Origin of the sequence: Pseudomonas sp. AP42, from assembly GCF_001728935.1 — a bacterium.
Classification (GTDB): domain Bacteria; phylum Pseudomonadota; class Gammaproteobacteria; order Pseudomonadales; family Pseudomonadaceae; genus Aquipseudomonas; species Aquipseudomonas lactis.
The window spans coordinates 90,429-108,515 of record NZ_LYSO01000010.1 but is presented as its reverse complement, the minus strand read 5'-3'; the positions used below and the strand labels follow the sequence as shown (position 1 = coordinate 108,515).

At 49.9% G+C, this 18,087-nt stretch carries 18 protein-coding genes; 2 read left to right on the top strand and 16 right to left on the bottom strand.

Translation table 11 applies throughout. The features are described 5' to 3' along the window. The first annotated feature begins 287 nt into the window (after nucleotides 1-287). Together eat and A7K61_RS06270 are read left to right on the top strand one after the other, a co-directional pair. Nucleotides 288-1,652 (top strand): ethanolamine permease, encoded by a 1,365-nt coding sequence (gene eat, locus A7K61_RS06275; protein ID WP_034135140.1) that lies wholly within the window; start codon nucleotides 288-290, stop codon nucleotides 1,650-1,652. A 111-nt stretch (nucleotides 1,653-1,763) separates the two neighbouring features. Next, nucleotides 1,764-1,931, top strand: coding sequence for a DUF2897 family protein (locus tag A7K61_RS06270; RefSeq protein WP_003172675.1), 168 nt, complete (start codon nucleotides 1,764-1,766; stop codon nucleotides 1,929-1,931). A gap of 8 nt (nucleotides 1,932-1,939) precedes the next feature. On the opposite strand, the gene A7K61_RS06265 is transcribed toward A7K61_RS06270, so the two are convergent. From A7K61_RS06265 to A7K61_RS06190, 16 genes are all read right to left on the bottom strand, one after another. Next, nucleotides 1,940-2,788, bottom strand: coding sequence for a DUF1989 domain-containing protein (locus A7K61_RS06265; RefSeq protein ID WP_069557183.1), 849 nt, complete (start codon nucleotides 2,786-2,788; stop codon nucleotides 1,940-1,942). A 14-nt stretch (nucleotides 2,789-2,802) separates the two neighbouring features. Next, on the bottom strand, nucleotides 2,803-3,447 hold the full coding sequence (locus A7K61_RS06260; RefSeq protein ID WP_069557182.1) for a GntR family transcriptional regulator: 645 nt from the start codon (nucleotides 3,445-3,447) through the stop codon (nucleotides 2,803-2,805). A gap of 143 nt (nucleotides 3,448-3,590) precedes the next feature. Further along, nucleotides 3,591-3,923: a ComEA family DNA-binding protein gene (locus A7K61_RS06255; protein WP_044272981.1), complete on the bottom strand. Its 333-nt coding sequence runs from the start codon at nucleotides 3,921-3,923 to the stop codon at nucleotides 3,591-3,593. 163 nt (nucleotides 3,924-4,086) lie between these two features. Then, nucleotides 4,087-4,695: an HAD family hydrolase gene (locus tag A7K61_RS06250; protein WP_069557181.1), complete on the bottom strand. Its 609-nt coding sequence runs from the start codon at nucleotides 4,693-4,695 to the stop codon at nucleotides 4,087-4,089. Then, nucleotides 4,692-5,588 (bottom strand): NAD(P)-dependent oxidoreductase, encoded by an 897-nt coding sequence (locus A7K61_RS06245; protein ID WP_069557180.1) that lies wholly within the window; start codon nucleotides 5,586-5,588, stop codon nucleotides 4,692-4,694. The genes A7K61_RS06250 and A7K61_RS06245 overlap by 4 nt, the downstream gene beginning before the upstream one ends. Further along, nucleotides 5,585-6,652, bottom strand: coding sequence for a carboxylate--amine ligase (locus A7K61_RS06240; RefSeq protein WP_069557179.1), 1,068 nt, complete (start codon nucleotides 6,650-6,652; stop codon nucleotides 5,585-5,587). The genes A7K61_RS06245 and A7K61_RS06240 overlap by 4 nt, the downstream gene beginning before the upstream one ends. 195 nt (nucleotides 6,653-6,847) lie before the next feature. Next, nucleotides 6,848-8,845 (bottom strand): nucleoside-diphosphate sugar epimerase/dehydratase, encoded by a 1,998-nt coding sequence (locus tag A7K61_RS06235; protein WP_171905460.1) that lies wholly within the window; start codon nucleotides 8,843-8,845, stop codon nucleotides 6,848-6,850. 119 nt (nucleotides 8,846-8,964) lie between these two features. After that, nucleotides 8,965-9,525, bottom strand: a complete 561-nt coding sequence (locus tag A7K61_RS06230) for a sugar transferase (RefSeq protein ID WP_069557178.1) — start codon at nucleotides 9,523-9,525, stop codon at nucleotides 8,965-8,967. 27 nt (nucleotides 9,526-9,552) lie between these two features. Further along, the gene (locus A7K61_RS06225) at nucleotides 9,553-10,659 is read right to left on the bottom strand and encodes an acyltransferase (RefSeq protein WP_069557177.1); all 1,107 of its coding nucleotides are present in this window, start codon (nucleotides 10,657-10,659) and stop codon (nucleotides 9,553-9,555) included. Next, nucleotides 10,652-11,662: an NAD-dependent epimerase/dehydratase family protein gene (locus tag A7K61_RS06220; RefSeq protein WP_256557710.1), complete on the bottom strand. Its 1,011-nt coding sequence runs from the start codon at nucleotides 11,660-11,662 to the stop codon at nucleotides 10,652-10,654. Before A7K61_RS06220 ends, A7K61_RS06225 begins: the two co-directional genes overlap by 8 nt. Before the next feature lie 2 nt (nucleotides 11,663-11,664). Beyond that, nucleotides 11,665-12,771, bottom strand: coding sequence for a DUF1972 domain-containing protein (locus A7K61_RS06215; protein WP_069557176.1), 1,107 nt, complete (start codon nucleotides 12,769-12,771; stop codon nucleotides 11,665-11,667). After that, the gene (locus A7K61_RS32245) at nucleotides 12,761-13,855 is read right to left on the bottom strand and encodes a glycosyltransferase family 4 protein (RefSeq protein WP_069557175.1); all 1,095 of its coding nucleotides are present in this window, start codon (nucleotides 13,853-13,855) and stop codon (nucleotides 12,761-12,763) included. Before A7K61_RS32245 ends, A7K61_RS06215 begins: the two co-directional genes overlap by 11 nt. An 11-nt stretch (nucleotides 13,856-13,866) precedes the next feature. After that, nucleotides 13,867-14,556: a DapH/DapD/GlmU-related protein gene (locus tag A7K61_RS06205; RefSeq protein ID WP_069557174.1), complete on the bottom strand. Its 690-nt coding sequence runs from the start codon at nucleotides 14,554-14,556 to the stop codon at nucleotides 13,867-13,869. Beyond that, nucleotides 14,556-15,431 carry a hypothetical protein gene (locus A7K61_RS06200; RefSeq protein WP_069557173.1) on the bottom strand — a complete coding sequence of 292 codons (876 nt, stop codon included), beginning with the start codon at nucleotides 15,429-15,431 and terminating at the stop codon, nucleotides 14,556-14,558. The genes A7K61_RS06205 and A7K61_RS06200 overlap by 1 nt, the downstream gene beginning before the upstream one ends. Further along, a complete protein-coding gene (locus A7K61_RS06195; RefSeq protein ID WP_138762132.1) occupies nucleotides 15,406-16,581 on the bottom strand; it encodes a hypothetical protein in 1,176 nt (391 codons plus the stop codon). The genes A7K61_RS06200 and A7K61_RS06195 overlap by 26 nt, the downstream gene beginning before the upstream one ends. 56 nt (nucleotides 16,582-16,637) lie before the next feature. After that, nucleotides 16,638-18,086, bottom strand: coding sequence for a hypothetical protein (locus A7K61_RS06190; protein WP_069557184.1), 1,449 nt, complete (start codon nucleotides 18,084-18,086; stop codon nucleotides 16,638-16,640). Nucleotide 18,087 lies beyond the last annotated feature (1 nt).

Below are 18,087 nucleotides of genomic sequence, written 5' to 3'. Positions count from 1 at the left end.
CGGGGCGCTTAAGACCAAGATCACAAGCAGATCAAGAGCAAGATCAAGAGCGGCTCCCACATTCGACTGCGTTCTTTTCAGTTAACACTCGGTCAAGTGTGTGCGGGCTTGCCCGCGAATGCGCCCGCCAAGTCACCACCGCACTCATGTGGTGCAACTCATGCCACATTCAAACGCCAAACCGTCCCCCCGGCGACATAGGCACTGCTTTACGACATAGTTCTGAGGCTTGGCATAGCCACTGCAACACCTTGAATCATTCCAAACGGTTCAGGGAGCGCAGCAAAATGAACACACAACTCAAACCCACCTTGGGCACCTTGCATCTATGGGGCATCGCCGTGGGGCTGGTGATCTCCGGCGAATATTTCGGCTGGAGCTATGGCTGGGGCGTCGCCGGTACCCTGGGCTTTCTGGTGACCTCGTTGATGGTCGCCGCGATGTACACCTGCTTTATCTTCAGCTTCACCGAGTTGACCACCGCGATTCCCCATGCCGGAGGCCCCTTTGCCTACAGCCGTCGCGCCTTTGGTGAAAAAGGCGGCTTGATTGCCGGCCTGGCCACCTTGATCGAATTCGTCTTTGCCCCGCCCGCGATTGCCCTGGCCATTGGTGCGTACCTGAACGTGCAATTCCCGGCACTCGACCCCAAGCACGCCGCTGTCGGCGCCTATATCGTGTTCATGGGCCTGAATATCCTCGGGGTGAAACTCGCCGCCACCTTTGAGCTGGTGGTGTGCGTACTCGCCGTCGCCGAACTGCTGGTGTTCATGGGCGTAGTCGCCCCGGCTTTCAGCTTCAGCCACTTCGCCCTCAACGGCTGGGCCGGTTCCGACACCTTCGGTGCCCCGGCGATTGCCGGGATGTTTGCCGCCATCCCCTTCGCCATCTGGTTCTTCCTCGCCATCGAAGGCGCCGCCATGGCCGCCGAAGAAGCCAAGGACCCCAAGCGCACGATTCCAAAAGCCTACATCAGCGGCATCCTCACCCTGGTGATCCTGGCCATGGGCGTGATGTTCTTCGCCGGTGGCGTAGGCGACTGGCGCACCTTGTCGAACATCAACGACCCACTGCCCCAGGCGATGAAAACCGTGGTGGGCGACAGCTCCGGCTGGTTGCACATGCTGGTATGGATTGGCCTGTTCGGTCTGGTGGCGAGCTTCCACGGCATCATCCTCGGCTACTCGCGCCAGTTCTTCGCCCTGGCCCGTGCCGGTTACCTGCCGTCCTTCCTGGCCAAACTCTCACGCTTCCAGACGCCGCACCGGGCCATCCTCGCCGGCGGCGTGGTGGGTATCGCCGCCATCTACAGCGACGGCCTGATCAACCTGGGCGGCATGACCCTGACCGCCGCGATGATCACCATGGCGGTGTTCGGCGCCATCGTCATGTACATCATGAGCATGCTCAGCCTGTTCAAACTGCGTAAGACCGAGCCACTGCTGGAACGCACCTTCCGCGCGCCGGGCTACCCCATCGTGCCAGGCATTGCATTAGTACTGGCCGTGGTGTGCCTGGTAGCGATGGCCTGGTTCAATGCCCTGATCGGGCTGATCTTCCTGGGCTTCATGGCGGTGGGTTTCATCTACTTCCAGATGACCGCACAAGACCGCGTCGATGCACCGGCGGATGCAATGTTGACCGGACAATAGCGCCTACGAGGCAGAACGGGCCTACACTGAACTACTCAGAAAGCCCGTCACTCAAAGCAGTGATTACCGTGGGAAAATTCTCCCACGACCCTCTGCCTCAAGGAGCGTCTTATGCCGTGGTATGCATGGTTGATTATGGTAGTAGCGATCGGATCGATCGTCGGTGGCCTGATGATGCTGCGTGACAGCGCCAACAAGGTGGAACTCACCGACGAACAACGTAAACGCGTAGCCGAGCGCAATGCCCAGGCAGATGCCAAGGATGCGCAGGATCGCTGAATATTGGGTTACTCCCAATCCGCCCTGGCAATATGCAAGCCGTGCTGCCCTTTGTAGGCAGCACGTTCCGGTTGGCTCCAGCCATTGAGCAAGTCATCCTCCAGCCTATATATCTCAACCCCCAACGGCCGACACACCGTCAACGGGTCCTGCGCCTCCGGCCCCCACATCGGCAACGACAAATCCCCACCCGGGCACGTCGACAACGCACACAACAGATCTATCTCGGCAAAGAACTCCAAGTAATCGCCCTTCTGCGCCGGACAGGCTTTCATAAAGTACATGTCATCGTGATTGAGCCCGGTGCACTGGAAAATATTCAACACGTCATGCACATCGAATTCCGTCAGCCCATGGGGCAATACCGCACGGGTCAGGTTCGAGTGGCAATGGTGGTGAAAGTCCTCCCCGGTCAACATACGGTTCACATAGGGGTCGCACCGCGTGCCCAACAAATCGTGCAAACGCCCACCGTGCTCATCAATGCCGTAGCTGGCCAGGCTGTCATCGGTGATCGTGACCAAGGGCCTTAGAAAAGGCAGGTTCGACCACAACCGATCATGGGTGCTGACATGGGCACCTTGAAGCTGCCGAGTGCGCGCGGCCCACAAGCGTTCGCGCGGGTCGTTGGCGTTCCACACGTTGAAATCCCCCACCTGTGGTCCCACCGGCGTGGTCACCCGAAACACATGCCCGGCCGGCACCTTCCACGCCCTCCCCGTTCGAATCGGCACCTCGAACTGTTCGATCAACGTACGCTGGCCTTTCTGATCACGAATACGCTCATAAAACGCCGTATCCACCTGCAACGCCGAACCTTTGCTGACCTGGTACGCGGCGGGATAGTCTTTGTACATGGGGCAATCCTCCATCATGGGTGATCAAACAGGGCGAGGGAAAGGTGTTCCGAGTCATCCAGGTACAGACTCATCGCCTCGCTGGCGGCCTGGGTTTGGTTGTGGGTTAGCAGTGTGTATATCTCATGGTCACGCTCCAGCCAGGGTGACTGAAACCGCTGCTCATCCGGCGCGGCGCAGAACGCCAGACGCAGCTGGGCTATTACCTGGGCGAAGAACTCGTCGAACAACGGGCTGCCCATCAACGCGACGATCTGTTGGTGAAACATAAGACTGTGGGTGGCCACGGCTCGCCAATCTTCCCGCTCCCGCGCCAGGGTGGTGGCGTCGATGGCGTTTTGCATACGTGTCGATTGAGCGTCCGTCAGCGGGCCGCTTTGGGCTATGGCCTGCAATTCCAGGGTGCGGCGGACTACGAAGAGGTCGCGTACTTCTGCTTGCTCCAGGCGGCGAACCATGACGCCCTTGTTGCGGACATAGCGAGTAAGGCCCTCCTGGCCTAGACGATGCAGCGCCTCGCGAATTGTATTGCGGGACGCGCTGTAGACCTTGACCAGGTCCACCTCGATCAGCGGCATGCCTGGTAACAAGCGGCCACCGATGATGTCGGCGCGCAGTTCCAGGGCGATCTGGTCGGCTAAAGATAGGGTGAGTGGCATCGTTACCTCGAGATTGTTGAACAATCACTGAGGAAGAGGTGACCACGTTTCGTGCCAATGCTGCGTCAGTGAGGAAATCGCAAGGTCCGTTAGTTAAAGGAAAGGCCGGTGTATGACCGGCCCTCCGCGCTCTTTTCAGATCCTCAATTAATAACCAGCCTGTCGCGATTCTTTTCCAGCAATGCCTTGCCGATGCCTTTCACCTCCAGTAACTCATCCACCGCTGTGAACGGGCCGTTGCTCTCGCGATAGGCGATGATTGCCTTCGCCTTGGAAGCACCAATGCCGAACAGATCACGACGCAGGGTTTCGGCGTCGGCAGCGTTGAGGTTGACCTTGGAAGATTGTTCGGTCTTGGTCATCTGGGTGGAGATGGGGGTTGGGGGCTCTGGCTTGATGGACGGCGCAGCGGTGGTGGCGACGGAGAGGCTGGTGAGGAAGGCGAAGATGAGGGATGAGAGGTAGAGGTTTTGCATTGGTGACGCTCCATGACATCGGTAAGAGAAAAAAGCAGCTTTTCCGAAGCTGCTTTTCAAAATTAGATGATGCTGGGAGAGAGTCAAAAGTGAGTGGGTAACAACGTGTAACTTAGCCTTGCCCATCTTTGTGCGAGTCGCAAGCCAAACATATACAGGAGCGCTAAAGCTTGAATTCGATAACGGACTCGAGAATTATTTTAGGAGAGTAACGCGACAGAGCGTCCGCTGTCATAAATCCTGTTAGGACTGCACAGGTATTGACTCCAAGGGCCATACCCACCTGGACGTCTTTTCCTGTATCGCCCACCACCCAATCATTCGGAGTTAAATTGGGCACCTTTTGAGCAATCAGAAACTCCTTGGTATTTCTCTGCTCGGTCACCATCACCTCGTCAAAATACTCGAGTAAATTCAACGTTTCCAACTGCACATAAACAGGGTCGACAAACTGACGAGCCGTACATACATACAACCGCGCTGACTCTTTTAATTCTTCCAATGTTTCATGCATGCCTGTAAAATTGGCGTCCATTTCTAGAAAAGAAGGACTTTCGATCAGCGCCATCCAATCACGCCTAAATTCAGTGACAGCGCCCGCATTGAAACCGAATTGATCTGACACTATCGCTTCGTTGGAATGCCCAGCGAACTTAAGTTCCCAGTATTCGGAAAAACTGAGTTTGGACTCAGGAACCAAGTGTTGAAAAAGCTGATGCAGACGCGGCTTGGAATCGATTAGCGTTCCATCGAGATCGAAGATTATATTCACATGAGACTCTTAAAGTAGGCAATTTCGGTACTCAAGCCCAATGTAAAATCAATCTCTTTGGGCAACAAATATTTCTTCAAGCGCGTTGTATCGAAAACGAAGTCTCTTTTGGTACCGTTGAACTCACGCTGCACAATCTCAACCTGCGCGCCGCTGAGCAGGATCAACTGATCCAATACGGCCCTGATTGACACCGCGTGACCTCCGACGAGGTTCACCACACCCACATTCTCATTTAACTCAACAGCGGCAAGAATTGACTGCACAACATCATCAATATAAATGAAGCTTCTTAACTCGGCACCGTCACCATACAGCTCGACAGGTTGAGCATCCAAGATACGCTTGATGGTTTTGGGGAGAAATTTTTCATATTTCTCTTCACCCGGGCCGTACACATGACCAACACGCAAAATTTGCCGATCAATATGTTGATCTCGTGCAAATCCAGAGATCATCTGCTCACAGTACAGCTTCGACCAGCCATATAAAGTAGCAGGTACAGTCGCTGTGGCCTCAGAGATAACCGTGTCTGCAGCGTAAACATCAAGCGTACTCGTAAATACTATTTTTCGCAGTGCATTAAAAGGCAGGTTCAGCAGTTTTTCAGTGAATGAGATATTTTCATTGCAGGCTGCGATGACATTTGCCTCACCCCCATTCTTGGGGGTGTAAGCACCAGCATGAATGACAACCTCGACATCTTGAATCTTGGCGAAGTCCTGTTGACCAAGACCAAAGTCAGGCAACCGCGCGTCATAGACGACGCTCTGACATTTACTGGTGGCCTGCGAACTGAATGCGATTACGTGCGTACTGCCCCATTTCGCTATGGCAGCATCCAGCAGACGTCCCCCGATAAAGCCTGACGATCCAGTAATCAGAACTTTCATAAGAATATGATCTCATCACGAATGCCCTGCTCAGTCGTCAATACCGGGCGAGTATCCATACCTCGGAGCCACATCAAGTCATTGGGTAAAGGGTTGATCTTCGTTTCGAGCTGCGGAAACTCATTATACAGAGCGATGTCCTTAAAGATCTCGGGCATATTCAAACCAGCTTCTGTAAAGAACTGAACCGTTGTAAAAAATCGTGAAATATTGATTTCTGTAGGGTTTGGAACACCATCAAACCCGTAAGCCATGTCAACACCGAATATCCCATGTGGTTTTTTCGAAACCGATTTGACACAGTTAATAGCAATGTCAGTGGCTTGGTCATTGGTACACGTCACTCCGACTTTGGTGACGCCAGTAACACCGGAGATACTTCGGTTGCCGTGTGTCCAGCTGCGACGCTCACGAGACTGTGCAACAATCAAGTTACCCTCATGCCATATAGAAAGCCATGTAATAGTATCTGGTGTAAGCAACTCAGCGGCGACGAAGTCGCCCCACCCTTTGTAATGATCAATCCAGGCCTTCGCCAGTGTAAAGTCATTGGTAGGTATGGCCCCCTTACCGCCACCACCGATAGAAGATGCACGCAACCAAATTTTCCCATCCGCGTTACCCAGTGCTTTAAATGCCTCTTTAAGATCCTGTTCGTCATTGATCATAATATTACGAGGTACAGGCACGCCTGCCTGTTTGAATGCTTCATACGACTTGTGCTTATGCACACAGGTATCAATGACGTCGTGGTCTGGCATGAAAAGCTTGGTGCCCGTTGCCAATATATCATCGCGTATCAAAGAGGCATGAAAGATCTCTAAATCATTCTGGAAATGCACTAGGTCAGGCTTTTCGGCCTCAAGCAATTGCAGCAACTTCTGCTTGTACTCTGGAGAGTTGGCGTATGGAATATAAAACTTTTTGCTCGCTTTGGATAATGCAAGATCAGAAGGTTCGGATCCCATACCGATGACAGTCTCGCCTTTGCGGCCCATCATAAGGGAGTTAATAACGCCTTCAGAAGGTGCGCCACCGGCCCCTGCGATAAGTATTTTAGACATTTGAGACTCCCATCTGTGAAGCACAGCACTTGAACTGCGCAAAAATAAATTCTTTTAATGACCAATAAAAATTGGAGCCAGCGATGTACATGTAATTCCGACAACCGGGTAATTCAAGATACCCGCCTGAGAGGCGTATGTTACTGGAACACTAGTGTAGACACACGCCTGGCTTAAGCATTGCACGCTAAAACACTAGGGGTCCAATCGCCGCTGCTGGTAAATCCAATCAACAATCTCACCATCCGGAGTATAGCCACTGACAGTGTCACGTAACAGCTGGCGGACCCGGCCATAGTCATCCTGCTCAACTGCTGTGAGCAACTCCGTCAACTTGACCTTTAGCGCCTCCCAAGGCAAATGATCCTCGTTGGCGCTCATGATCATTGGGTGCTGCGTTGCCACCACGTTGTCACCGATCAACAACTCTTCGTACAGTTTTTCACCAGGACGCAAGCCCGAGAACTCGATAGCGATGTCCCCGTGAGGGTTCTTGTCGGAACGTACACTCAACCCGGACAGATGAATCATCTTTTCGGCCAGCTCGACAATCTTCACGGGTTCGCCCATGTCGAGGACGAACACATCCCCTCCAAGGCCCATGGAGCCAGCTTGTATGACCAGTTGCGCCGCTTCGGGAATGGTCATGAAGTAGCGGGTTATTTTCGGGTGGGTAACCGTTAACGGACCGCCAGATTTGATCTGCTTGTGGAACAACGGGATTACAGAGCCGGAAGAGCCCAGGACATTGCCGAATCTCACCATCGTGAAGCGGGTTTTATTCACCCGGGAGACATTGGAATTGTCACCGAACAGCACGGGGGCAAGCTCACGACTCAAAGCTTGAAGGGTGAGTTCAGCCAGACGCTTGGTGCTACCCATGACATTGGTTGGTCGAACAGCCTTATCCGTCGAGATCAGGACAAAATTCGATGCGCCAGCCTGAAGTGCCGCTTGGGCGGTGTTCAGTGTGCCAATAACATTATTCAACACACCTTCTGCAATGTTGTGCTCGACAATGGGTACATGCTTATACGCCGCCGCGTGGTAAACCGTGTCGACACGCCAGGTCTTCATCACGTCAAGCAACTTTGCCTGATCACGCACGGACCCCAATATAGGGAGCAATTTGACCGGCAATGAATTGCGGGTAATACGCTGTTCCAGCTCAGAAAGAATGCTGTAGAGATTGAACTCACTGTGCTCGAACAACAGCAGGGTCATAGGCTTGAGTTCGAGAATTTGCCGGCACAGCTCAGAACCAATTGACCCGCCCGCCCCAGTTACAAGCACATTCAGCCCTTTGATGCAGTGCTCAAGCAGTTCATCTTGAGCAGGCACCGAATCACGGCCGAGTAAGTCAGCGATATCGACTTCTTGAATATCGTCAACTTTGACTCGGCCGCTGGCAAGGTCCATGAAACCGGGAACGCTGCGAACGTGGAGGGGGAAGCCCTCCAGAAAACCAAGAATCTCACGGCGCCGCCCGCGGCTTGACGATGGAATGGCCAAGAGAACTTCCTGCGCTCCCGTGACATCAATCATGCGCTGGATATGCTTGGGCTTATAGACTTGAAGCCCGGAAATGACACGATCGGAGATAGTGGTATCGTCATCGATGAACGCCACTGGCCGCATAACGCGCCCCATGCGCAATGCTGCGACCAGTTGATTGCCCGCCGCACCTGCACCATAGATCGCGACACGCGGAAGACCGTCTTCACGGTTGGTAAAAGGCACATGTTGTGCCGCCGCAAACCAATCGCCCAAAAAGTATTGGCGCATGGTCAAGCGTAAACCGCCGACCATGATCAAGCTTAACCACCAATAGTTGAAGATGATCGAGCGGGGCACGACATTTTGATGGTTGCTATACCAATAGACCACGACACCTAGAATCAGTGATGAAAGACTGACAGCCTTGATAATCGCTACCAGTGCATCATTGCCAAAATAACGCATGACAGCACGATACATACCAAAGCGAATAAAAAGCGGAATAGCCACCACCGGTGCAGCCAAGAACAGCCAAAGATGCATTTTGACCGGGTTGATCATCTCATCAATGCCGAGGCGAACAACAAACGCCATCCACAGCGCCAGAAAAACCAGGACAACGTCCGCAACTACCTGTATCAGTCGTTTCTTGTGACGAGGCAGTTTCAATAGCCAAGTGCGCAACCGGTTAATCATGATTCACCTACGGTCCTTGCGTTAGATCAAAATTCTTGTCGACCGCGCAATAAACGCAGAACAAAAAACACACTGTACGGTGCCTGCCTGAACAAGCCAGCCATATACGTCCTACAGCTTCAATGGGAAACGCCATCGCGCTTGAGCACCTTCAAAGCTGTCAAAAACAGGATTTTCAGATCGAAAAGCAAACCCATATTTTTGGCGTAATAGGCATCATAGCCAACCTTAACCGGTATCGGCAACTCGTCCCGTCCGTTCACCTGCGCCCAGCCTGTGAGACCCGGCCGGATGAGATGTACGCCTTGTTCGGTACGCAAGGCAATAAGATCTGCCTGGTTGAAAAGCGCCGGCCTAGGCCCGACAAAACTCATGTCACCCGCAATGATGCTCCACAACTGAGGCAACTCATCCAGACTGGACTTTCTTAGGAAATTTCCAATCGGCGTAAGGTACTGAGCCGGGTCCTGCAGCAAATGCGTGGCGACCGCTGGGGTTCCCGTGCGCATTGAGCGAAACTTTGGCATCTTGAAGACGGCATTATTCATCCCCACCCGATCGGACCAATACAGAGCAGGTCCTTTTGACGTCAACTTTACCGCGACGGTAACAAGTACAATCGGGATGAGGAGTATGAGCAATGCAAAAAAGCTCAGCAAAAGATCAAAAAAACGCTTCATGTTGAACACCAACCTTTAAATTCAGAGCTATCGAGTTGAGTACTGAGTAACCATTCTCGCCACGTTGGCGAGTGATTGAGACAATCGCTCGGCGATTGCCTTTTTACGCAAAATACAAGGATGCTCAATAAAGTGCCAGGAAAGTACTGCGGGAATAAGCGCTAGTGGCAAAGCCACCAGGATCATCGTCACTGGCGATATACCCTTCCAGACGTGCGCTAAAATCTCTTGCGTTGGAAAGGCGTAGATATAAAGGCCATAAGAATAGTCTCCCCACCGATTAAACTGACGAGCAAACCATTGCGTATTGAAGGCGACCCAGAATACTGAGTAACTCCAGGCCGCTACAAAAGCCTCAACAAAAACAGGCGACGCGTATAAGAAAAGCGTCACTAACCAACAGGTGCCGACTATACGATAATCTAGGCGAATATTGAACCTGTATGCATAAAGCAGCATACCTATCACGAATGCGAAACTCCACTGCACCCATGTACGCGTCTGGAAACCTGGACTGATAAATTCCGCCTGCAGCAAAAATTTAAATGTAAAATAAAATAAGAAGTACACCACAAAAAACACTGAAATACGGCGTAGCCTTTTCAAAAGACCCAAGATCCCCAGTACCAAAACCAAGGCGTACAGCAAGACTTCATAATACAGCGTCCACAACGACCCATTGATCCCCGGGTATGGATTGTCCTGGAACAAGCCAGGCAACTGGAACTGAATACTCTTCAATTTCAAGTTGGCCGTCACATAACTATAGACTTCCGATGAGGAGAAATAATCATGGGCGTTCAGAGTTGAAAAAATCGGGCCTATGACACAGGCGCTTAAAACCAGCACCACCAGCAGCGCTGGATACAGCCGTAAAAATCTCGCAACGACAAAATCAACCGCACTTTTTGATCGCTGATAACTCAGCGATATAAAAAATCCAGAAATACAAAAAAAGGTAAATACGCCTAGCCCTCCAAGCGAGATACCAAGTTGAGCTACCAGCGGCTCGACCTCGCCGGGCCCACGCGAAAGCGGATAGGCGTGAGAAACCAGAACAAAAGAGGCCGCAACCATGCGGATAAAATTGAAGTTATTATGCCTGTCGTTGAGGCTCTCTTCTAGATTAGCCATGGGAGATTCCATTATGCGCATCTTGATAATAACGAGCCGTAATAGCAAAGGCTTCATCAACGCTGACAGGCGGCACCCAGTCCAAAATTTCTTGCGTATCCGTAATATCTACTTGAAGCGACCCGCACAGGCGTTGAAAAAATTCTTTCTTGCCCACCATCGATGCGGCCAGCCCCAAGAGAGATTGCGGGAACGCAAATATGTGGGATTTTTTGTTCATCGCCACAGCAAGCTTTTCCAGGATCTGGCCTATCGATAAGTCTTCACCATCACTGACCAGAAAGACGCGATTAGCTGCCTTGGGGTGATGAATGCACACGCAAATCAAATCGATCAAATTATCGATAAACACCAGACTCCGACGATTATTAATTGTACGCAGTGGCAAAGGAAGGCCTTTGCTAACGGTAGCTAACATCTTTTCAAAGTTTGCCTTTACACCCGGGCCGTACACCAACACAGGCCTGATGATTACCACGTCCATTGAGGTTTTCCCCGCCAGCGCCATCAATGCCTGCTCGGCCTCGAGCTTGGACAAGCCATAATCGTCAAGCGGTGCGGGGGCATCCGAAGGCTTGAAAGCACGGCGGCCGTCGGTCTCCTCACCGTTGACCTTGACAGAGCTGATATAGATGAATCGCTTAATGCCAGCTTGCGCGGCCTGCCGGGCGAGATTGAGCGTGGCATCAACGTTCACCTGTCGAAAGGCCTGCAACGGATTGCTATGCGTTTCGTTCATGATGTGAGCACGACCCGCGGAGTGGATTACAACTTCCACTCCCTGCAATGCGACACTCCAGTCGTTGTCCTCTGACAGCGATGAAATAATGCAATGCTGAACACCTGGGAGCACAGTGGCCGCGTGTTTTCGCGTCACGTTGACAACCGGGTAGTTGGCATTGACCAAGGCCTCAAGCAGGGGGCGTCCTACAAAACCTGTGCCGCCGGTTAGAAGAGTCTTCGGCATTTGAGAAATTGTGGTGCCACTCAAACCATCGGACATGATCAAGCCCTATCGGATGACAGCAGTTGTTTGAATAATTTATCGTATTGAGAAGATACCCCTTCCCAACGATAACGACGAACTGCAATCTCATGCATTTTTTTACTCAGCTCTGCCCGCGCCGCTTCGTCAGCGAATAGCATGGAAGCATGATCTATAAGCGACTCACTGGAAGCGAAGAACTTGGCACCGTCCTCGGTAGATGCACGGTTGAACGACACATCGAATGCGATGATCGGCAGGCTCAACCACATTGCCTCCACCAGGGACGGGTTGGTTCCACCTGCACTGTGACCGTGAATATAAATAGTGGCATTGCTGCGCAACGGGCTCAGTTCATCACCGTTGTAGATGGGGTCCAGCAGGTGGAGGTCCTCTGCGCCTGAGTATTTATCTTGGAGCGCCTTGCCATATTCACTCTGCTTCCAATTGCCGACGATGACCAGGGGAAGTCCGCTCGTGTGGAAGGCTTCGACAACAATATGGATATTATTTTCAGGTTCAATCCTGCAGACAGAAAACGCATAGGGATTTTTTAGAAACGGATAGCGTGCCCGATCTTCGTCAGTCAATGCACGAGTTTTGGCCTGATCACCACCATAGGCAATAAGGGTACTTTCTCGACCGTATTCGCTACGCACATAGTCCTGAAGAACCTGATTATCAGTGACCACGGCGTCAGAATACTTGACTGCCACAGCCTCCGAAAACTTCAAGAACTTCTTGGCCAGGGGCGACCACTTTGCCCGCTTCCATTCATAGCCATCAATATTGACGACGATCTTTTTCTTCGTCAGCATTTTGATGAATGGAAGTGCAATACAACCGGAAACCCCGAGAATTACCAACACATCATTTTTTCGATAAGCATGCAACATGCTGACTATGTCATAGGGAATGCTTTGCACACCATTGGCCTTCAACGGTACATAAATCAAATCAGCATTGCCGTACTTCTTCGGTTGAGACACGTAGGATTTCGAGCTGCAATACACCGAAATCTCGTACTCACGATCCAGGTAGGTCACTAGTTGCTCTGACAGCGTTTCCCACCCACCGTATTGTGCGGGAAGGCCAACCGTGCCAATGACTGCAAATTTAAATCTCATCAAACACCCCGAGCACACCACTTTCAAATTGTTCACTTGAGAAACTAAGTGACTTCACCCTCGCCGCTTCAGATAGGCGGTAACAAACATCCGGGTTTTCTTGGAGAAATACCAGTTTGGCAGCAATATCTTCGACTCGATCAGAAGCCATTAAGTACCCCTCAGAGTCTTCGGACACCAGTTCAATGGGCCCTCCTACTGGCGGCACTATACATGGAATCCCAAATGAAAGGGCTTCAAGGATGGTTAGTCCAAACGTCTCCACACACTCATCTGGCTTTGACAGACTGAGCAGAACACTAGCCTTTTTATAATACGATGCAACGTCAGTACAATTAGAAACTATCGTCAAGTTTTCAGGCAGCTTAGTGTTAGAAAAAAAGTCGGAAATCTCCGTTTTAGTAGCACCCAAAATCAGCGTAAAATCAATTTTTTGGCGACCGTTGAGCAGATGAGCAATCCGTACAAATTCATTGACGCCTTTATAGCCTTTCAGAGAGCAAATCATCAGCACACTAAATTTCCCGCCTGGCAAAGACTGGTAAACATAAGCCGCTGCGATGCAACTCAAGCTGCGCGGAATGGAGTTGTAAACAACACTACCTTTAATAGCTGGAACAGCTTCTGTTTGCGCTAGAAAATTTGAAACATATATATTATGACTTGCAGTTATTTTAACCACCCAACGCAAAAAATACCTTAACGGTTTTGGACGAATAGATGCTTCGTGAATATGATAAACAACCTGAACGCCTAAAACCCTGCCGGCCAACGCAGCACCAAAAGGCAGCAAAGTGTTAATATAAAATACCGCTGAAGAATTTCTGTATTTCAGAAGTTTAAAAAACAAAACAACCTGCGAAAATGTATAGCTTAGCAATGTGAGATATTTACTTTCAAACCGCTTGTAGAAATAGCGCCTTTGAACGCAAGGAACGGACGAAAGAAAACCATCATTACGTTTGCCTCCTAAATACAACTCAGCATCAACCCCCTTACCTGATACCGTATCAATAACTTGAGAAAGGACTTTTGGGCTGCCGCTGTAATCGTTAAGCAAATGAAAGAATATAATTTTTTTCACTACAGATCCTTTTAACTACGCTCTTTTATTCGCTTTGCAGGCACACCAGCGTAAATTGAATTAGCGCCGTATCGTCCCGCTTTTAATACTGCTCCGGCCGCAACAATACAACCTTCCTCAAGGATAACACCATCCAACACGGTCACTTTAGCACCGAGCCAGCAATTGTTACCTATTTGAATCCCTACATGACTCACACCCTGAAGACGAATAGGCGTCGAAGGTTCAGCAAAATTATGATTTTCCGAATGGAAGGACACGTAGTTACCAATGATTGTGTCATTGCCTATGGAAATACCACCCGCACAGCCCAAAAAGCTACCGCTGCCGATGCCAACATTGTTTCCAATAGAAAGCCCCTTGCCCAAATTGGTCAGACTACCGGTGCACTCAATAGTAACATTTTTCTTTAAAGAAACCCCGCTACCGAACGTGATCCCTTGGACCGCCAAAGCATCGATATAGCACCCATCATCTATGACAAGCCCTTTGCCACCGAAGATCATCGACCTTGCCTTCACCGTGACACGCTTTCCCACCAGAGTGACTGATAGCCGCCTAAATTTCAGGAATCCGTTGATCGCCATGTACGCTTTAGATAAGACGAAATCAAAGAGGTAGCCGTCAGGAATGCGCCTATCAATTTTGATGCCCCGTTTCCTTACCTTTAAAGAAAGAAATTCAACCAACTCTATCAACATTATTTTTTCTCTTTAAAAGATGACATGTATGAGCGAATAAATCCGATATCTCTGTACGAAACACTTTTCTTCACTGAGGAAACAACCAAGTAAGCTTCCACCACACAGTGAAACAGGAAACTTTTTCGTTCGAACATAACTCGGAAACCTCGAATCATTTCCTGAAATCGAAAAATAGCGCGCCCAGGACTATCCGACGTATGCTCAGAAAGGTCATGCTGCAAGACAGTATCTAGCACATAAAAATGTGAATAGTAGGTCTCGTACCTCACAAAAAACTCTGTGTCAGTTGCATAGAACTTTAGCCGCTCATCAAAGAGCGGCGTCATTCTTTCGTAACAAGCTTTGGTGAAAATCAAACCACTGTTGATGCCAAGTTTATTAAGTGATGTGTTCATCCCACTTTCAACTGCCAGTAACAATCGGCCAAAAAACCAGAACCGCGCACCCGGACTCACGAGTTTGCCCTCCGAGTAAATCTTAGGCAGCATTATACCAAATGCATCCGGTGACGACTTCGCTTCAAATTCAATTGCACTGGCAATCTCGCCAACATAATTCTCCGCGGAATAATCAGTATCATCATCTGAAATCATGAAATGTGTCGCACCGGCCGCAAACGCCTGAGCGGCAACACGATTATAGATATGAGACAACCCTTCATTATTACCTTCCAGCCAAGTCAACCCATCCCTAACCAAACGGGGCGAACACTGTGGCGTGTTATTCCACACAAAAAAATCAACTTCAATGCCTTTTTCACAAAAATAGCTGGCGCTCTGCAGCAATGTTGTTATAGCAGACGAATCCTTATAATGCCGCTTATAAAGAACAATCAATATCGAAAGCTTAGATTTTACGATATTTTGAGTCATACATTACCACCACTATAACCAGCACAAATAGATACAATACGACACTATTGGTGTAGGACTGGAAGAAGAAACTGCTAAGGAAAAATGGGTAGCTGATCACTAGATAGTCAGCGACGCCAGACATAAACGCGCTTCCTCCTGCACGTAACTGCTGCGTCACCGCGACGACCTTAGCGTAAAATAGGATCAGGCCGATCATAATGGTCAGACCAAGATAGCCGGCGGAAGCCAGGAGATTCAACCACAACGAATCATACCAGTGTGCCTGACCAGGTCCTATGGCACCGAAGCCCAGGCCCAACGGCATGGAGCCCAATGATTCGAGAACCACGTACCACTGCCTTACGCGGTCCAAGGCGGATAAATCGTCGGTGTACCCCAAGGCCAGGTACAGAAATATGGAACTTGTAAACATCACGAAATAGCTGTAGCCCAACGCGCTAATAAGCCGTTTCCGCTTGAACAACTGTAATACGATCAAAAAGAATATCGCAGATACCATTCCGATAACGGCAGTTCTGACTGAGCCGTAACAAATCACCAGCATCGAAAAAACAGCGACCAGCACATACCCGATTAAACTTAAGGTGTACTTTCGTTTCCTGATTGCCTGCACGAGCAGACAGCTGGCAAATAGTGCAGTATTCAAAACAAAGGCATTGAATTCAAGGGTACCGGTAAAGAACCCGGACATCCTGGCACTCCCCTCCCTCATGGAGTTGTACGCCTCCAATTCAAATCCTTTTTCCGTTAGCAGTGGCCAATACCAGAACTGCTCAGCATCAGTGATAGTGAGAAATTGATAAACGGCATAACCACCACAAACAAAAGTCATGGCCACCAGCGTGGAAAACATCAACCTCAGTTTTACTTCAAGCTCTAAATCCCGACATATCGCATTCACCATCAGCGCAAAAATAATAGGCATGGCAAAGGAGCGAAACATGCGAAATGATCCATCGGTAAGCTCACCGCACAGCACATAAAATATGAGAAAAAAAGCAAATATCAGCAACTGTTCTTTATACTTGCGCGGTATCGAATGCTGAGTACCGGCCTGAAAAAACACGATCAGCACTGTCAGCAGAATATAGAACAGTACCGCGCCCTCGCGCCAGGCCGCAAAAACAGCAGGCGCATGGAAGGTCAAGATAAGGTAATCCGAAAACAAGAGCAATATTATAAAAAAACGCAGCGCTAACGCCCTCATACCTTAACCGACCCTACGGCTTTCCCGGCTAAACTTTTAATCTTCAAAATTAGCAACTTAAATACCATCTTAATTTTCTGCACTGCACTCAACTCACGCAACACAGCCAACAAAAATCCCTTATCGAAACTTATCAACTTTGCAATTACCACTGGGGGAATAGCTGAGGTAATTTTCCCTGCCTGTTCATAGGCAGCAACATCCCCCGACCATGCAACATAGTGCTCCATCTCGTTAGCGCATAACACATCGTCATAGAGACACGCTAGGTAGCGGGCCTTAACGGCGTCATAGCCATTCACGGCGTAAACTGACTCAATTACCGCAGGGTCATTGTCACACTGGAGAATACTCGTCATTAAATCGTCTACGTTCTTACTTTTAAGATTGTCCGCAGGCGAATAACCTTGTATCGGCGCGCGAAGACCCACGCAGCGACGACCGCTCACGAGCTGCTCCGCAAATGCGGTACCGCCGGGTGTAGGATAGCTATCCACGTAAAAGTCAGCGCCTTCCAGAAGTTTCAGATAACTTTCATACGGCACTGACGATAAAATTCTAAAGCGCCGCCAATACTTAAGCTTTAACGGCCACCACCAAATATTGGTATAGGGATTAGCTCCAACTATCCAGAAAGTGGCGCTTTTAAACTCTGACAAAACCCGGTGAATCGTCGGCCTTGAATCATAGTGTTTGACTGGTTTGAATTTGAAGGGGGACGCCGCGCTAAAAAAGTTCAATGCATCACCTTTCGCAGGCAGACGATGTGCTTTTTTGACTAAGCGAGTGTTCAACGGGATGCCCAAAAAGGACTTCGATCCTGAAATACTTTTCTTTTTATCCCGCTGCTGGCCAAACGTGCTGATTTCGAAATAGACGTCAGCAACCGAACTGCCGTAAGTGAATACATGATCCGCATGATTTACAAAAAAGACTTTTGCATTCGTCATGCCTTTTAGAATATTGCAGGCAATGACCGTAGTCATGTCGTCCGGATGGATATGCAAAACCACCCGCTTATAGGCCTTCAGGCACTCGATAATTTCAGTGATTTTTTGCAACGGCGTATGAAACTGTAAGACAGTGCACTCATTAAAAAAGACACGAGTACGCTCAATCGCAGCTTCATCACTTTGGCGGGTTATCAACAGGTCAGGCTTTTCCGAGTGCATCGTAGCAAGCTGCTCCATCAGCCGGGTATGCCCTCCGATCAAATAAGGCTCGGATATCACATGAATACAATCTTTCGAAGGTGCGTCAACGTCATCTTCATGAACGAAGCTCATGCACCTGCCGGCTAGTAAAATCTCCAGTTCTGGATCATCGTAGATGCCTTTATCAACCGCCCAAAGTATGGCGCCATAGGCCTCGGCCAACTCGATACTCTTATTGATATCTTTTTGCGTTAAAATTAAATCGCGAAGTGAGGATAGCAAGCGACTCATG

Bases quoted from the DNA above. Each gene is read 5' to 3' on its own strand.
- A7K61_RS06190 (WP_069557184.1), bottom strand. From the start codon at position 18,086: ATGAGTCGCTTGCTATCCTCACTTCGCGATTTAATTTTAACGCAAAAA.
- A7K61_RS06220 (WP_256557710.1), bottom strand. From the start codon at position 11,662: ATGTCCGATGGTTTGAGTGGCACCACAATTTCTCAAATGCCGAAGACT.
- A7K61_RS06245 (WP_069557180.1), bottom strand. From the start codon at position 5,588: ATGAAAGTTCTGATTACTGGATCGTCAGGCTTTATCGGGGGACGTCTG.
- A7K61_RS06215 (WP_069557176.1), bottom strand. From the start codon at position 12,771: ATGAGATTTAAATTTGCAGTCATTGGCACGGTTGGCCTTCCCGCACAA.
- A7K61_RS06200 (WP_069557173.1), bottom strand. From the start codon at position 15,431: ATGACTCAAAATATCGTAAAATCTAAGCTTTCGATATTGATTGTTCTT.
- A7K61_RS06260 (WP_069557182.1), bottom strand. From the start codon at position 3,447: ATGCCACTCACCCTATCTTTAGCCGACCAGATCGCCCTGGAACTGCGC.
- A7K61_RS06255 (WP_044272981.1), bottom strand. From the start codon at position 3,923: ATGCAAAACCTCTACCTCTCATCCCTCATCTTCGCCTTCCTCACCAGC.
- A7K61_RS06205 (WP_069557174.1), bottom strand. From the start codon at position 14,556: ATGTTGATAGAGTTGGTTGAATTTCTTTCTTTAAAGGTAAGGAAACGG.
- A7K61_RS06270 (WP_003172675.1), top strand. From the start codon at position 1,764: ATGCCGTGGTATGCATGGTTGATTATGGTAGTAGCGATCGGATCGATC.
- A7K61_RS06240 (WP_069557179.1), bottom strand. From the start codon at position 6,652: ATGTCTAAAATACTTATCGCAGGGGCCGGTGGCGCACCTTCTGAAGGC.
- A7K61_RS06225 (WP_069557177.1), bottom strand. From the start codon at position 10,659: ATGGCTAATCTAGAAGAGAGCCTCAACGACAGGCATAATAACTTCAAT.
- A7K61_RS06265 (WP_069557183.1), bottom strand. From the start codon at position 2,788: ATGTACAAAGACTATCCCGCCGCGTACCAGGTCAGCAAAGGTTCGGCG.
- A7K61_RS06230 (WP_069557178.1), bottom strand. From the start codon at position 9,525: ATGAAGCGTTTTTTTGATCTTTTGCTGAGCTTTTTTGCATTGCTCATA.
- eat (WP_034135140.1), top strand. From the start codon at position 288: ATGAACACACAACTCAAACCCACCTTGGGCACCTTGCATCTATGGGGC.
- A7K61_RS06235 (WP_171905460.1), bottom strand. From the start codon at position 8,845: ATGATTAACCGGTTGCGCACTTGGCTATTGAAACTGCCTCGTCACAAG.